We start from the raw sequence: 15,202 nt of genomic DNA, 5'->3' as shown, positions 1-15,202 counted from the left end.
TAAGGGCTGAGCGCGAATGTGAGCGGATTAATATTTTTTGTAAATGGCAATGAAAAGTCGCCTGAATTGCTGGAATGCAGGCGAATAATGCGTCTGATATTGAGTGTAGATCACACAATTATATTTGCACGACAAAAGTGTGATCCTGTTAAAATATTTCCGCGAAAAATGTACGGTATTTCCCGTGAAAATGAGTGCTAGAAATTCCAGTCGTCATCTTCGGTTTCGACCGCTTTTCCCATCACATAGGATGAACCGGAACCCGAGAAGAAATCGTGGTTTTCGTCAGCGTTGGGCGACAGCGCGGCAAGGATTGCCGGGTTAACCTCCGCCATTTCAGGCGGAAATAGCGCCTCATATCCCAAATTCATTAATGCCTTATTGGCGTTGTAACAAAGGAAGGCTTTGACGTCATCCACCCAGCCGGTCTGTGCATACAATTCTTCCGTATAACGCGCTTCGTTATCATACAATTCCATCAACAGGTCAAAGGCAAAATGCTTTAACTCTTCGCGTGCTGATTCGGAAATATGCTCCAGACCTTTTTGATATTTATAACCAATGTAATACCCATGAACCGCTTCATCACGAATGATCAGACGAATGAGATCGGCGGTATTGGTCAGTTTACCGCGACTGGAGAAATACATCGGTAACCAGAAGCCTGAATAGAACAGGAAGGATTCCAGAAACACGCTGGCTATTTTTTTCTTCAACGGTTCGTCGCTGGCGTAATGTGCCAAAACGATCTGCGCCTTGCGCTGGAGTGGGGTATTTTCTTCACTCCAGGCGTAAGCTGCATCCACATCTTTGGTCTGGCAAAGGGTGGAGAAAATAGAGCTATAGGAACGGGCGTGCACCGCCTCCATAAAGCTGATATTCGACAGCACCGCCTCTTCATGCGGCGTTAACGAATCAGTCATTAACGCTGGTGCTCCGGCAACATTCTGAATGGTGTCGAGCAGCGTCAGCCCGGTAAAAACGCGGATTGTTAGCTGCTGTTCGGCTGCGTTCAACGTTTGCCAGGCCGGAATGTCATTGGAGAGCGGGACCTTTTCCGGGAGCCAGAAGTTACTGGTCAGACGGTTCCATACCTCAAGATCTTTATCATCCTCAATCTTGTTCCAGTTGATGGCGCTCACGCGGGATAATGTCATTTTCTCCTCCTTACAGCGCGCATGACACGCAGCCTTCGATTTCGGTGCCTTCCAGCGCCAGCTGGCGTAGTCGGATGTAGTACAGGGATTTGATGCCCTTACGCCAGGCGTAAATCTGCGCTTTGTTGATATCGCGCGTGGTGGCGGTATCGGGGAAAAAGAGCGTCAGTGAAAGCCCCTGATCGACATGCCGCGTTGCTTCAGCGTAAGTATCAATGATTTTTTGTGGACCGATCTCGTAGGCATCCTGATACAAGGCCAGATTCTCATTGGTCATAAACGGGGCAGGGTAGTAAACGCGCCCGGTTTTGCCCTCTTTGCGAATCTCCACTTTCGACACGATCGGGTGAATGCTTGACGTGGCATGGTTGATGTAGGAGATAGAACCGGTGGGCGGAACCGCCTGTAAATTCTGGTTGTAAATACCGTAGCGCATCACATCTTCACGCAGTTGCTCCCACATCTCGCGCGTCGGCAGCGTAATGCCGCTGACGGCAAACAATGTGCGGACCTTGTCGGTTTTTGGCTGCCAGTCGCCCTGCAGATACTGGTTAAAATACTCGCCGCTGGCGTAGCGTGACTGTTTGAATCCGGCAAAGGTTTGACCCCGCTCGCGAGCGATCTTCATTGACGTATTCAGCGCATGCCATGTGATGGTGTAGAAATAGAGATTGGTGAAATCCAGCCCTTCCGGCGAGCCGTAGGCGATCCCTTCCCGCGCCAGATACCCGTGCAGATTCATCTGCCCAAGACCAATCGCGTGCGACGCGCTGTTCCCGGCGTCGATCGAAGGCACGCTGCGGATGTGGCTCATGTCCGAAACGGCGGTTAAGCCGCGAACCGCCGTTTCCACGGTACGACCAAAATCGGGTGAATCCATGGTATGGGCAATGTTCAAGGAGCCGAGATTGCAGGAGATATCGTGCCCGATCTGCGCGTAATTGAGATTTTCATCGTAGGTGGAGGCACTGTTAACCTGCAAAATCTCCGAGCACAGGTTGCTCATATTGATCCGACCGGCAATCGGATTGGCGCGATTCACCGTATCTTCAAACATGATGTAAGGATAACCAGACTCAAACTGGATCTCGGCCAGCCGCTGGAAGAATTCGCGGGCGTTAATGTATTTTTTGCGCACGCGTTCGTCGGCCACCAGTTCGTTATACCGCTCACTCACGGCGATATCACCGAACGGTTTGCCGTAAATCCGTTCCACGTCATACGGTGAGAACAGCGCCATCCGGGCATTTTCTTTCGCCAGTCGAAAGGTAACATCCGGGATCACCACGCCAAGCGAGAGCGTTTTGATACGGATTTTCTCGTCGGCGTTTTCGCGCTTGGTATCGAGAAAACGTAAAATATCCGGATGGTGTGCGTGCAGATACACCGCGCCTGCGCCCTGACGTGCCCCGAGTTGATTCGCATAAGAAAACGCATCTTCCAGCATTTTCATTACCGGGATCACCCCAGAGGACTGGTTCTCAATGCGTTTAATGGGCGCACCTGCCTCGCGCAGGTTGGAGAGCAAAAATGCCACGCCGCCGCCGCGTTTGGAGAGCTGAAGTGCGGAGTTGACCGCCCGACCAATAGACTCCATGTTGTCTTCAATACGCAACAGGAAGCAGGAGACCAGCTCACCGCGTTGCTGTTTACCGCAGTTTAAAAAGGTTGGTGTGGCGGGTTGAAAGCGCCCGGAGAGCATTTCATCGGTCAGTTGCATCGCGAGTGCTTCATCGCCCTGCGCCAGCGTGAGTGCCACCATCGTTACCCGATCCTCAAAGTCTTCGAGATAGCGCTTACCGTCGAACGTTTTCAACGTATAGCTGGTGTAGAACTTCCATGCGCCGAGGAACGTCTGGAAACGGAATACGCTGGCGTGGGCGTGGGTGAATAGCTTCAGCACGAACGCGCGATCGTAGCGGGCTAACACGCTGGCATCGTAATAGCCTTCATCCACCAACGTTTCCAGGCGCTCCTGCTGGCTGGCAAACGCCACCGAGTTGGGGCGGACGTGTGCGGCAAAGAAAGCCTCCACCGCCTGATGGTCTTTGTCGAACTGAATGCGCCCGGCTTTATCATACAGATTCAGCATGGCGTTCAGGGCGTGATAATCCAGCGTTGGCTGCATTACACGTTCTGCGGTTGTCGTTGCCAAAATTCGCTCACTCCTTTTCGAACGTTGTCGATATCGCTTTGGGTGCCCATCAGCTCAAAGCGATAGAGCCACGGCACGCCGCATTTTTGTGAGATGACATCACCCGCGCGACCGTAGGCGTCACCGAAATTATGATTGCCGGAGGCGATCACTCCACGGATTAACGCCCGGTTGTGCGTATCGTTTAAAAAGCGGATCACCTGTCTTGGGACCGCGCCAGCAGTGCCGCCGCCGCCGTAGGACGGCACGATTAATATGTAAGGTTCGTCTACCCGGATCGGCTCGCGTTCGTTAAGCGGAATGCGGATGGCAGGCAGCCCCAGACGCTGCATAAAGCGGTGCGTATTTTCGGAGCTGCTGGAGAAGTAGACGAGCTGACTCATGCGCTGGCCACACGGTGTTCCGGATGCAGACGGTTGATCATGTCCGGGCGAAACCCTGACCAACTGGTTTCACCCGCGACTACGACCGGTAACTGGCGAAACCCTTGATCGCGCAGGTTATCAGCCAAATCGGGCTGTAAATCGACGTTTACCATCTCAAAGTCAAAACCACGGCTTTCCATTGCCCGTTTGGTGGCATGGCACTGAACACAGTTATTGCGAGTGTAAATAATAATACGCATGATTCGTATTTCCATTTAAAAATAAAAGATCGGCGCGATAGAGGGCGTCGGGTTGTGTGTGTCCTGATAGGAAAGATACTAGATGTAGTTTTAAAAAGATTCAACCATACAAGATATGGGAATTTTAGATTGATGATGGGCTGGGTTATGGGCATGGCAGGGGAAGTGATATGTACCATCGCAGGTTGCCGGATGGCGCGCGTCGCGTCTAATCCGGCCTACAGGAAAGCACTTCCCAGGCCGGATAAGGCGTTTATGCCGCCATCCGGCAGCGCAGAATCACATGCGCATCCCCACCGCCAGGCGGTTAAAGCAGTTCATCAGGCTAATGGCAAATGTCAGGTCGCTAATCTCTTTCGCGCTGAAATGGTCGAGTAGTGGCAGATAAACGTCATCTTCGGCGTGAGTAGTGGCAATTTGAGTGACCGATTCGGCCCACGCCAGCGCCGCACGTTCCTGCTCGCTGAAGTGGTGACTCACCCGCCAGCCTGCCAGCGCATCCAGTTTGGCCTGCGCAACACCGGATTTGCGCAGTGCTTTACTGTGCATTTCCAGACAAAAGGCGCAGCCGTTGATTTGCGAGACCCGCAGGTAAATCAGTTCCGTCAGCGTAGGTTCCAGCGCGCAGTTCTCCAGCGCTTTGCTTGCCTGAACCAGAGCGTTATAGATTTCAGGGCTGAGTTCATAATAGGGCTGGCGTAACATGGTCATGGTATTTCTCCTCGTTTGGATGACCCGCAATGTAGCACTATAATGGACTGCTACAGAGAGCCATATTTTTGCCAAAAAAGCAGACCATAAATGCCGCGCTATCAGCAAATCGCCCGTCAGTTAAAAAACGCAATTGAGAAAGGTGAACTCAAGCCCGGTACCAGATTGCCCTCCAGTCGGACCTGGGCCCAGGAGCTGGGAGTATCACGCTCGACGGTGGAAAATGCCTATGCAGAGCTGGTGGCGCAGGGCTGGCTCGCGCGGCGTGGACAGGCAGGAACGTTTGTCAGTGAGCAACTGCGACCAGAAAGGGCACCTGTTTCTCCTGCCATCTTTGCCGGAGAAAATCCCAGACCGCAAACTTTTCAGATGGGATTACCCGCACTCGATCTTTTTCCGCGCGAAGTCTGGGCGCGGGTGATGGGACGGCGTTTACGCACCCAAACGCGTTTTGATCTGGCGGTGGGCGATGTGTGTGGCGAGCGGGCGTTACGTCAGGCGATTGTGGATTACCTGCGGGTCTCACGCAGCATTGAATGCCAGCCAGAGCAGATTTTTATCACTTCAGGCTATGCGGCATCAATGACGTTAATCCTGCGCGCTCTGGCGCACCCCGGAGAGGGAATGTGGGTCGAAGATCCCGGCTTTCCGCTGATTCGGCCTGTGGTGGCTCAAGAACGCATTGAGTTGAAGCCGGTAGCGGTGGATGCCGATGGTCTGGATGTCAGCGCCGGGATCCGCGACTACCCGCAGGCGCGTTTTGTACTGCTCACTCCCGCACATCAAAGCCCACTGGGGGTAGCACTGTCTTTAGACCGTCGCCACCAGTTGCTGGAGTGGGCGACTCGTGCGCAGGCGTGGGTAATCGAAGATGACTATGACAGTGAATTTCGTTACCACGGTAAGCCGTTGCCACCGCTAAAAAGTCTGGATGCGCCCCAGCGGGTGATTTATGCCGGAACGTTCAGCAAATCGATGTTTCCGGCTTTGCGTACGGCATGGCTGGTGGTGCCCCTGACCCAGGTTGAACACTTTCGCCAACAAGCGGCGCTAACGGCCTGTAGCGTTCCGGTTCTATGGCAGCAAACGCTGGCGGATTTTATGCGAGACGGTCACTTCTGGCGACACTTAAAATGTATGCGACAACATTATGCCGAACGACGACAATGGATGGAAAACGCCCTGACCGAACAAGGATTTAGCGTCATTCCTCAGGAAGGTGGGATTCAACTGGTGATGAGTGTGGACGGAGATGATATTGCGCTGGTGCGCAAAGCGAATCAAGCCGGGTTAGCTGTTCAGGCTTTAAGCCGCTGGCGAATAACGTCAGAAGGAAAGAGGGGAATATTGCTGTCATTTACCAATATCAGCTCGGCGGAAATGGCGCAACAGGCGGCGTACCAACTGCGGATGGCGCTGACATAAATCTATACCCGTCATACTTCAAGTTGCATGTGCGTTGGCTGCGTTCGTTCACCCCAGTCACTTACTTTAGTAAGCTCCTGGGGATTCGCTCCCTTGCCGCCTTCCTGCAACTCGAATTATTTAGGGTATATAAGGTTCTTACGATATGCGTCCCACCATCGCCACCCGTTTATGGACTTTTCTGAAAGCGTTGCTAATGCTGAATCAGGTAAGGTAAGCCCGCAGTAAAAGATAACGAGGAAAATAATATGTATTTACGACCTGATGAGGTGGCGCGCGTACTTGAAAAAGTGGGCTTTACCGTTGATGTAGTGACGCAGAAAACGTACGGCTATCGTCGTGGCGAAAATTATGTGTACGTTAACCGTGAAGCACGCATGGGACGTACCGCATTAATTATCCATCCCACGCTAAAAGAGCGCAGCTCTTCGCTGGCAGAACCAGCGACGGATATTAAAACCTGCGATCATTATCAGCAATTCCCACTGTATTTAGCCGGTGAGACACACGAACATTATGGTATTCCGCACGGCTTTAGCTCGCGAATTGCGCTGGAGCGTTATCTGAGTGGGTTGTTTGGCGACGTTAATTCTAACTAATAACGCGACTGGCAGTGCCAGTCGCAAAGAAGCGTGTCAGGCTTTAGCCTGATGATAGCTGCTGACCTTAAACAAGCGGCGGCAATAATCAAGAAAGTAGCCATAGACAGCGCCCATCAGCATTGATACCACGATGTTCGAACTTACTGCAGCCGTAATCTGGTGCCAGTCCGCGCCAACCGTCAGCAGAATAATCACATACACCGGCGACTGGAAGGTGACATAAGCCAGCACATCCGCCAGATTTTTTGCCCATCCTGCCTGCGTGGCTTTACGCGCCGCGCGCATGAACAAATCACGGTACATGCCGTATGGCCACGCGATCAGTATGTTGACAGGGATAGCGACTAATCTGGAATACAGCGACTGTTCGAAGCTCATTCCAGAAAGGAATATTTCGATCAACATGTTCACGACAGAACAATAAACAACCATCGCGAACGTGTCTGCTACTGCATGACGCAAGCGTGACTGCGGAGAGAACATGTTAATGCTCCTTGTAAAAAGGGGGAAAAAGGTTTTGAATACCTTAACTGCTAGTGATTTGTCTTGTTGCTTTCGCGTTTTAATAGGATATCTGCCTGGATAATAACTAGCAACTAGCTTAAAATTTTTATTTATTGTCTTTTTGTCGATAAAATGCTCTGTAATGGTTTGTTTTTTGTTCGTTTTGGTGTTTTCGTTGCTGTGTTAATTAAAATTCTTTTAGATCAAAGAGTTATTTTTGCTTGTTTTTCTGAAATTTTTGCGCTCCTTTTCTGAATGTTGACTGATGTGCAATATGTATACTCGTTGGTTCCACGCGATGCTATGGCCTGTTTCTTAAGTGACGCACTGAGATACCTTGCAGGTATATTCAAAGCTGCAATCAGGGTCATAGAATATATTGTCTGAGCGATAGCAGAATGGATGCTATAAATATCAGAGTTGGCTATTTGTTTAATGACCTGCGAATAAATTAGACTGGAAATATAATAATCAGTTGCATACAATATTTAGCGTAATACCATTTTATGTTTTACGTTAAAGAGGTTTTGTTAATATGAGTTCAATGTTAAAAAACTTAAATAATATCCGCTCGCTGCGTGCAATGGCTCGTGAATTTTCCGTTGATGTACTGGAAGATATGCTTGAAAAATTCAGGGTAGTGACCAAAGAACGGCGCGATGAAGAAGAACAGCTACAGCGCCAACGCGCAGAACAGCAGGCAAAAATTAATGCCTTGCTGGCGCAGATGCAGGCAGACGGGATCAGCCCGGAGGAGCTGCTGAGCATAACACCTGCTACGACACGTTCAGTTAAAAAACGCCAACCGCGCCCGGCGAAATATCGTTTTATCGATCTCAATGGTGAAACGAAAACATGGACTGGGCAAGGTCGCACACCGAAGCCAATTGCCCAGGCGCTGGCTACCGGTAAATCTCTTGATGACTTTTTGATCTAATTACGAAGGCGGTGAGGAGATCCTCACCGCTTATTTTCAGCAAACGCCGAAATCACCCTCTTCGGTATATCGCGTGACATCAGCTGCTTTCAGCGTGAATTTATCACCGTTTTCATTACTGGCTTGTACCGCCACAATTTGATCGTCATTGACTTCAACAACTTTCAGTTTTGGACCGCCCATACGCGGTTGAACCAGATCGCCAGGTTTAAACATATTGTTGCGCTCCTTTATTTATCATTTATCGCAGAACTCACCATAGATCACGTCAACCGGCGGGTACAGTGCTGTTTTAATGATTACCGCTTAATGAGTACGTCGGTTCCAGGGCATTTTGTCCAGCAGACGCGCCATGCCGCAAAAGCCGGTCACGCCAGCGAGAATCAGCCCGGCCCCGACAAAACCGCTCAGCAGGAAGAAAGCACTGCTGACGGTGTAACCCAGAATAACACCGAGTAAGGCAAGGCTACCCGCGGCTATCTGCACTTGACGCATCAGCGGTAACGGTTGTGAACTGTCTTTCGTCACCGGCAACCCTGCGGCTTTCCAGCCGTCAATTCCACCTTCCAGCAGCCAGACCTGCGCGGGCGCAGCAATGGCGCCCAGTTTTGTTGCCGCATTTTGTGTACGTTTGCCTGACTGGCAGTGAAAAATCACCTGCTCGGCGCGTAAATTCGCAGGCAGCGATCCCTGTTCAAGCGCGGGCAACGGCGCCAGATGAGCCTCAGGAATATGCTCGTGCAGATACTCGTCAGCGTCGCGGATATCAATCAGTTTTGCACCTTGCGCGACCAGTGTCTGCGCCTCGCGCGGGGAAATCGTCCCAATAGTCATGATGGCTCCTTATGGGCAATACAGTGTTTTTAATGTGGCGATCAGCGAATTCACGGCCGCATTTTTAATGGAGTAGAGGATGCGCTGGGCATCGCGCTGGCTTTCTATCAGACCTTCTTCACGCATACGCGCCAGATGCTGGGAAGTGGCGGAAGGGCTAAGGCCGGTAACACGGGCTAACTCGCCTGCGCTGGTACCGGGTGAACCGCAGAGCATGCACAAAATCAGCAACCGTTTCGGGTTACTCATCGCTTTTAGCAGGGCGGCAGCTTGTTCTGCGCTGGCCTGGAGTTGTTCAAGTTCAGTCATATGTATTTAAGAACAATCTAAATTAAGCACATTCTAAAATAAACAACCAACGTACGCCAGCGTAAAGAGCGTAAAGGAGGGTAAAACAGCCGCGGAATGCTGGCGGAGTTGGGTAGAATGGCTACTCTTAGAGATAAAATCTCTTTTTAAACAATGATTAATTTTTTGCTTGTAGGGAGTGTGTATGGGTTTCTGGAGAATCGTTTTTACTATTATTCTGCCCCCGCTTGGCGTGCTGCTGGGGAAGGGGTTCGGCTGGGCATTTATCCTCAATATCGTTCTGACGCTGCTGGGCTACATCCCTGGTTTGATCCATGCCTTCTGGATACAGACGCGTAATTAATTCCTTTCAACTACGGCGCTTTGGCGCCGTTTTCTTTGGCCCCCTTTCTCCTCTGCTACACTTTTGGGTGTTAATTGTTAATTACCGAGGTGGATATGGGACTCTTCAATTTTGTAAAAGATGCGGGTGAAAAACTGTGGGATGCGGTCACTGGAAACCATGACACAGCCGATCTGGCAAAAAAAGTGCAGGAACACCTGAACAAAACTGGCATCCCTGATGCGGATAAAGTGGACGTGCAAATTAACGAAGGCAAAGCCACTGTTTCTGGTGATGGATTAAGTCAGGAGGCGAAAGAAAAAATTCTGATCGCGATTGGTAATATCTCCGGTATTGCCAGCGTAGATGATCAGGTTAAAACCTCTGCGCCCGCGAGCGAAAGCCAGTTTTATACCGTGAAATCAGGAGATACCCTGAGCGCTATTGCTAAACAGGTTTACGGTAATGCCAACCTGTATAACCAGATATTTGAAGCGAATAAACCCATGCTGAAAAGTCCGGATAAAATCTATCCTGGGCAGGTTTTACGTATTCCGGAGCAGTAATATTATTCAGGCTTATTCCGTCAGCAATTTACCGGACATCGCCTGTTGAATAATCGGAATTGGCGTCAGCAGGTGCTGGCGCATTAATTCGCTGGCGCGCGCGGCGTCGCGTGCCAGAATTGCTTCGGTCAACGTTTGGTGCTGATCGTGTTTGTCTTCCAGCATCTCCACCGACAGCACCGTTTTTCGCAGCCAGATAAACCGGTAGCGCGCCGCCAAATCGAACAGTCGTTCGCGCATTTGCAGCAGATATTGTGAACCACAGCCAGCGACAATCGCCGAGTGAAACGCCTGATGGCGCTGATCCCACTCGTCGAGCATCTGTTCGCTGGCATCAATGGCTTCAAGCTTACTAAGCATATGCGCGCGCGCCAGAATTTCAGCTTCCCAGGCGTCGTCGCCGCGTTCAATGGCCAGCGAGACCAGCATGGCTTCCATATTGGCGCGGGCATCGAAAATATCGAGCAACTCCTGCTCTGACATCGGGGCAACACGATACCCTTTCTGATTTACTACCGTCACTAACCGCTCGGCAACTAACTGCGAAAGCGCTTCGCGTAGCGGTCCCACGCCAAGCTCATAGCGTGAGGTCAGCAGGCTCATACGCAGTTTTTCATCAGGCTGATACACACCGCGGATGATGTCGTTCTTCAGCCAGCGGTATCCATCAATGGCCGTCGGTTGGGGAATGGCGGTCATGGTCATACTCCTGAAAGGATTTCCCGGCCTGCGCCGGGAACAGGTTTAATGCGTATTTTGCAATGGTGCTTTTTGCCAAGATAGCAGTTTTTTCCAGCGTGACATAATGGGCACGGTGCAAATAATTCCTATGGCTAACAACCCGGTAGAGATAACTTCCAGCTGTTGTGCCGGGCGAAACAGCATGACCACCAGCACAAAGATAATAAACGCGATGACCAGCCAGGTAAGCCACGGATAGAGCCACATTTTCAGTTTAATTTCGCCGCCTCGCGCCAGCAGGATTTTACGCATCCGCAGTTGAGAAACGGCAATGACCAGATAGACCAGCAGTGCGATGGCACCGGAACTGTCGATCAGGAATTTAAACACCTTGGCCGGGGCGTAATAGTTGACGATGACGGTGAGGAATGCGGCACCGGTAGACAGCAACACCGCCACATAAGGCGTTTTACTGCGGTTCGTTTTACCCATAAAGGCGGGGGCATCGCCACGGCGGCTCAGGGAGTAGAGCATACGCGAGGACGTATACAGCGCAGAGTTGAGGCAGCTAGTCACCGACAGCAAAATGACGCAATCCATGATCAGTTTCGCGTGCGGGATATGCAGTAGCTCCAGTACCGAGCGGTAAGAACCGACTTCTTTCAGTCCCGGCATGTTCCACGGGATCAGCGCCACCACCACAAAAATAGAGCACAGATAGAAGATGGAGATACGCCAGATAACCGAGTTGGTGGCGCGAACGATATGTTTATCCGGGGTATCGGATTCGGCGGCGGCGATGGTAACTATCTCTGCGCCCATAAAGGAGAACATGGTGATTAACATTGCGCTGATCACGGCGCCAAAACCGTTGGGCATAAAGCCGCCCTGATCCCACAGGCGCGAAACCCCGCTGACATCGGCATAAGGGTAGAAACCGCTAATCGCCGCTGCGCCGAGGGTTATAAACGCCAGAATGGCAATCACTTTGCACAGCGCCAGCCAGAACTCGAACTCACCATAATTTTTGACGCTCAGCAAATTACTGCCGGTTAATGCCAGCGTGATAACCAGAGAAAACAGCCAGATAGGAATACCAGGCACCCAGGAGTGAAGAATGATGGCGGCGATATTCGCCTCCAGCGGTATAACCAACACCCAGAACCACCAGTACAACCAGCCGATGGTGTAACCTGCCCAAGGGCCGATGGCCTTATCGGCGTATGTGGAAAAAGAACCGGTATCCGGTGTGGCGACGGCCATTTCGGCCAACATGCGCATAATCATCACCACCAGCAATCCGGCGAACAGATAGGCTAATAATACTGCGGGGCCGGCTTCTGCAATCGCCACGCTTGAACCGACAAACAGACTTGCGCCGATTACCCCGGCAATAGACAGCATGGTGACGTGACGTGATTTCAGCCCGCCCCCTAAATCATGTGATTGTGACACTTGCCCCATCTTTAAACCTCTCGAAAGTATTTCACTTGGGAGAGCACCCCGGCATTCCCGCGCCGGGGCACGCGTATTATTGTTATTGACCCTGTTTGCCGGATGGCGGCTCCGCCTTATCCGGCTTAAAACTCCCCGTTTTGATACGGGTTTAACCCTGCTTTGCCTCGGCAAAACACTGGGCGATAATGTCCAGCCCCTGGCGGATTTGCGCATCTTCAATAGTCAGCGGGACAAGAATGCGCAGCACGTTGTAGTAAGGTCCGCAGGAGAGCAGGATTAGCCCTTTATCGCGGGCACGAGCGACGATTTCAGCTGTCAGTTTGGCATCGGGCTTCGTGCGATCGCCGTCTTCGAACAGTTCGATAGCAATCATCGCGCCCAGCCCGCGTACGTCGCCAATCTCGCGGTGGGTTTCCGCGATAGCCAACAGGCCTTCACGCAGGGTTTGCCCCAGCTCGTTGGCTTTTTGCAGCAGATTTTCCTGCTCGAAAATGTTTAGTACCGCCAGCGCAGCGGCACAGGCAATTGGGTTACCTGCATAGGTACCGCCCAGACCGCCCGGTGGAATAGCGTCCATGACATCGGCGCGTCCGGTCACGCCTGCCAGCGGGAAGCCTCCGGCGATGGATTTGGCGAAGGTGGTGAGATCGGGCGCAACGCCCATCTGCTCCATGGCAAACAGCGTACCGGTGCGGCCCGCACCGCTCTGTACTTCATCAGCAATCAGCATGATCCCGTGTTCGTCACAAATAGCGCGCAGACGTTGCATAAAAGCAGGAGAAGCGGCGTAAAAACCACCTTCGCCCTGGACGGGTTCAATTACGATGGCGGCGACGTCTTCTGGCGCGGCATCGTTTTTGAAAATGCGGTGAATGCTGGCGATAGCATCGTCGTCACTGATGCCGTGCAGTGGGCAAGGATAAAGCGCGCGATACACGTGGCCCGGCATCAGCCCCATTCCGGCAGAGTATGGGTTCACTTTCCCGGTCAGTGACAAGGTGTAGTGGGTACGGCCGTGGTAAGCACCGCTGAAGGCGATTGTGCCGGTGCGTTTGGTGGCGGCGCGGGCGATTTTCACCGCATTTTCTACCGCTTCAGAACCGGTGGTCACCAGCAGGGTTTTCTTGGCGAAATCACCCGGCACTTTCTTATTCATGATTTCGCACAGCTCCAGGTATGGCTCATAGGCCAGCACCTGGAAACAGGTATGGGACAGCTTTTTCAACTGCGCTTCTACCGCAGAGACGATCTGCGGGTGCAGGTGACCGGTGTTCAACACTGCAATACCGCCAGCAAAGTCAAGGAATTCACGGCCTTCAACGTCCCAGACCCGACAGTTTTCTGCACGCTCGGCAAAAATAGGGTGGATCTGGCCTACGCCACGGGGAACGGCGTTGCTGCGACGTTGCATAAGTTCTTTGTTGGTGCTCATCAGGTGTTCTCCAGTATTTATTGTATTAAAGGCCGATGCACATATATTTGATTTCTAAGTAGTCTTCGATGCCGTATTTTGATCCTTCACGGCCAAGACCGGAGGCTTTGATTCCCCCAAACGGGGCGACTTCGTTGGAGATAATGCCGGTGTTAATCCCGACGATGCCGTACTCCAGCGCTTCGCCAACGCGGAAGACGCGGCTTAAATCTCGGGCGTAGAAATAGGCGGCCAGACCAAACTCGGTGTCGTTGGCCTGAGCGATGACGTCGGCTTCGTCTTTAAAACGAAACAGCGGAGCCAATGGGCCAAACGTCTCTTCTTTGGCGACCTTCGCGTTGTCAGGCACATCTACCAGAATGGTGGGCTGGAAGAAGTTACCGCCGAGCGCATGAGGTTTACCGCCCGCGATAATGCGCGCGCCTTTATCCAGAGCATCGGCGATGTGTTCCTGCACTTTGGCAACCGCTTTATCGTCGATCAGCGGTCCGGTGGTGACCTCTGGTTGCAGACCATCGCCGAGATGCAGTTTGCTCACTGCATGCTGGAGTTTTTCGGCAAAACGCTCATACACACCGTCCTGTACGTACAGGCGGTTGGCGCAGACGCAGGTTTGCCCGGCGTTACGGAACTTCGAGGCCAGCGCACCTTCCACGGCTTTATCAAGATCGGCATCGTCAAAGACGATAAACGGCGCATTGCCGCCCAGTTCCAGCGATACCTTTTTGATGTCTTTGGCGCACTGCTGCATTAACTGACGGCCAATTTCGGTTGAGCCGGTAAATGACAGTTTGCGCACCAGCGGGTTGCCGGTCAGCTCGTTACCGACCGCGCTCGCAGAACCGGTCACCACGCTGAAAACGCCAGCCGGGATCCCGGCGCGATTAGCCAGTTCTGCCAGTGCCAGTGCGGAGTAGGGGGTCTGGCTGGCGGGTTTAAGCACCATGGTGCAACCTGCTGCCAGCGCCGGACCGGCTTTACGGGTGATCATCGCTGAGGGAAAGTTCCACGGCGTAATCGCGGCGGTAACGCCGATCGGCTGCTTGATGACGATCAGGCGTTTGTCAGCCTGATGGCCAGGGATCGTATCGCCATAAATGCGTTTGCCCTCTTCGGCAAACCACTCAATAAAGGAGGCGGCGTAGGTAATTTCGCCTTTGGCTTCCGCCAGTGGTTTTCCCTGTTCCAGGGTCATCAGACGGGCTAGATCGTCTTGATGCTCAATCATCAGGTTGAACCAGCGGCGCAGAATGTTGGCCCGCTCTTTGGCAGTCAGCGCACGCCAGGCCGGCAGAGCGCGGTTTGCGGCGTTAATCGCTTCGCGGGTTTCATCTGCCCCCATTTTAGGTACGCTACCCAATTGCTGACCGTTGGCGGGATTGGTCACCGCGATGGTCTCGCCGCTGTTAGCGTCACGCCAGTTGCCGTCGATCAGTGCCTGCTGGCGAAATAAGGTTGGATCGTTAAGTTGCATGATTGCTTCC

General features: G+C 52.3%; 18 protein-coding genes. 5 read left to right on the top strand and 13 right to left on the bottom strand.

Annotated elements, in window-relative coordinates; all coding sequences use genetic code 11:
• Positions 1-197 precede the first annotated feature (197 nt).
• The 5 genes from nrdF to G4551_RS18175 form a co-directional block, all read right to left on the bottom strand.
• A complete protein-coding gene (nrdF, locus tag G4551_RS18195; protein ID WP_003839677.1) occupies positions 198-1,157 on the bottom strand; it encodes a class 1b ribonucleoside-diphosphate reductase subunit beta in 960 nt (319 codons plus the stop codon).
• A gap of 10 nt (positions 1,158-1,167) precedes the next feature.
• Entirely contained in the window at positions 1,168-3,312 is a 2,145-nt protein-coding gene (gene nrdE, locus G4551_RS18190; protein ID WP_032941180.1) for a class 1b ribonucleoside-diphosphate reductase subunit alpha, read from the bottom strand.
• The gene (gene nrdI, locus G4551_RS18185; protein WP_003839682.1) at positions 3,285-3,695 is read right to left on the bottom strand and encodes a class Ib ribonucleoside-diphosphate reductase assembly flavoprotein NrdI; all 411 of its coding nucleotides are present in this window, start codon (positions 3,693-3,695) and stop codon (positions 3,285-3,287) included. Before nrdI ends, nrdE begins: the two co-directional genes overlap by 28 nt.
• Positions 3,692-3,937 carry a glutaredoxin-like protein NrdH gene (gene nrdH / locus G4551_RS18180; RefSeq protein WP_003037270.1) on the bottom strand — a complete coding sequence of 82 codons (246 nt, stop codon included), beginning with the start codon at positions 3,935-3,937 and terminating at the stop codon, positions 3,692-3,694. The genes nrdI and nrdH overlap by 4 nt, the downstream gene beginning before the upstream one ends.
• A gap of 279 nt (positions 3,938-4,216) precedes the next feature.
• The gene (locus G4551_RS18175; RefSeq protein WP_003839686.1) at positions 4,217-4,648 is read right to left on the bottom strand and encodes a carboxymuconolactone decarboxylase family protein; all 432 of its coding nucleotides are present in this window, start codon (positions 4,646-4,648) and stop codon (positions 4,217-4,219) included.
• Positions 4,649-4,738: 90 nt separating this feature from the next.
• Here G4551_RS18175 and pdxR point away from each other — a divergent pair, with 90 nt between their 5' ends.
• Positions 4,739-6,073, top strand: a complete 1,335-nt coding sequence (gene pdxR / locus G4551_RS18170; protein WP_003839687.1) for a MocR-like pyridoxine biosynthesis transcription factor PdxR — start codon at positions 4,739-4,741, stop codon at positions 6,071-6,073.
• Positions 6,074-6,321: 248 nt separating this feature from the next.
• A complete protein-coding gene (locus G4551_RS18165; protein WP_003037262.1) occupies positions 6,322-6,672 on the top strand; it encodes a DUF2002 family protein in 351 nt (116 codons plus the stop codon).
• A 36-nt stretch (positions 6,673-6,708) separates the two neighbouring features.
• Here G4551_RS18165 and alaE read toward each other — a convergent pair whose 3' ends face one another.
• The gene (gene alaE / locus G4551_RS18160; RefSeq protein ID WP_003037259.1) at positions 6,709-7,158 is read right to left on the bottom strand and encodes an L-alanine exporter AlaE; all 450 of its coding nucleotides are present in this window, start codon (positions 7,156-7,158) and stop codon (positions 6,709-6,711) included.
• 556 nt (positions 7,159-7,714) lie between these two features.
• Here alaE and stpA point away from each other — a divergent pair.
• Positions 7,715-8,116, top strand: coding sequence for a DNA-binding protein StpA (gene stpA / locus G4551_RS18155; RefSeq protein ID WP_003839690.1), 402 nt, complete (start codon positions 7,715-7,717; stop codon positions 8,114-8,116).
• 36 nt (positions 8,117-8,152) lie between these two features.
• Here stpA and G4551_RS18150 read toward each other — a convergent pair whose 3' ends face one another.
• The 3 genes from G4551_RS18150 to G4551_RS18140 form a co-directional block, all read right to left on the bottom strand.
• Positions 8,153-8,332 (bottom strand): hypothetical protein, encoded by a 180-nt coding sequence (locus tag G4551_RS18150; protein WP_003037253.1) that lies wholly within the window; start codon positions 8,330-8,332, stop codon positions 8,153-8,155.
• A 90-nt stretch (positions 8,333-8,422) separates the two neighbouring features.
• Positions 8,423-8,950: a rhodanese family protein gene (locus G4551_RS18145; protein WP_003839693.1), complete on the bottom strand. Its 528-nt coding sequence runs from the start codon at positions 8,948-8,950 to the stop codon at positions 8,423-8,425.
• 9 nt (positions 8,951-8,959) lie between these two features.
• Complete coding sequence (locus G4551_RS18140; RefSeq protein ID WP_003037247.1) at positions 8,960-9,259, bottom strand: ArsR/SmtB family transcription factor; 300 nt, start codon at positions 9,257-9,259, stop codon at positions 8,960-8,962.
• Positions 9,260-9,443: 184 nt separating this feature from the next.
• On the opposite strand from G4551_RS18140, the gene G4551_RS18135 reads away from it, so the two are divergent.
• Both G4551_RS18135 and lysM read left to right on the top strand, forming a co-directional pair.
• Positions 9,444-9,602: a YqaE/Pmp3 family membrane protein gene (locus tag G4551_RS18135; RefSeq protein ID WP_003037242.1), complete on the top strand. Its 159-nt coding sequence runs from the start codon at positions 9,444-9,446 to the stop codon at positions 9,600-9,602.
• Positions 9,603-9,697: 95 nt separating this feature from the next.
• Positions 9,698-10,147 (top strand): peptidoglycan-binding protein LysM, encoded by a 450-nt coding sequence (gene lysM / locus G4551_RS18130; protein ID WP_003037241.1) that lies wholly within the window; start codon positions 9,698-9,700, stop codon positions 10,145-10,147.
• Positions 10,148-10,159: 12 nt separating this feature from the next.
• Here the strand turns inward: lysM and csiR are convergent, their stop codons facing one another.
• The 4 genes from csiR to gabD all read right to left on the bottom strand — a co-directional run bounded on the left by csiR (position 10,160) and on the right by gabD (position 15,192).
• Positions 10,160-10,846 (bottom strand): DNA-binding transcriptional regulator CsiR, encoded by a 687-nt coding sequence (gene csiR, locus G4551_RS18125; RefSeq protein ID WP_003839696.1) that lies wholly within the window; start codon positions 10,844-10,846, stop codon positions 10,160-10,162.
• A gap of 45 nt (positions 10,847-10,891) precedes the next feature.
• On the bottom strand, positions 10,892-12,292 hold the full coding sequence (gene gabP, locus G4551_RS18120; RefSeq protein WP_003839698.1) for a GABA permease: 1,401 nt from the start codon (positions 12,290-12,292) through the stop codon (positions 10,892-10,894).
• Between the two features lie 142 nt (positions 12,293-12,434).
• The gene (gene gabT / locus G4551_RS18115) at positions 12,435-13,718 is read right to left on the bottom strand and encodes a 4-aminobutyrate--2-oxoglutarate transaminase (RefSeq protein WP_003839700.1); all 1,284 of its coding nucleotides are present in this window, start codon (positions 13,716-13,718) and stop codon (positions 12,435-12,437) included.
• Positions 13,719-13,743: 25 nt separating this feature from the next.
• Positions 13,744-15,192, bottom strand: a complete 1,449-nt coding sequence (gene gabD / locus G4551_RS18110; protein WP_003037227.1) for an NADP-dependent succinate-semialdehyde dehydrogenase — start codon at positions 15,190-15,192, stop codon at positions 13,744-13,746.
• Positions 15,193-15,202: the final 10 nt, after the last annotated feature.

The organism is Citrobacter freundii ATCC 8090 = MTCC 1658 = NBRC 12681, from assembly GCF_011064845.1.
Classification (GTDB): Bacteria; Pseudomonadota; Gammaproteobacteria; order Enterobacterales; family Enterobacteriaceae; genus Citrobacter; species Citrobacter freundii.
Note: the sequence above shows the minus strand (reverse complement) of the source record. Positions and strands in the feature narration are given on the sequence as shown.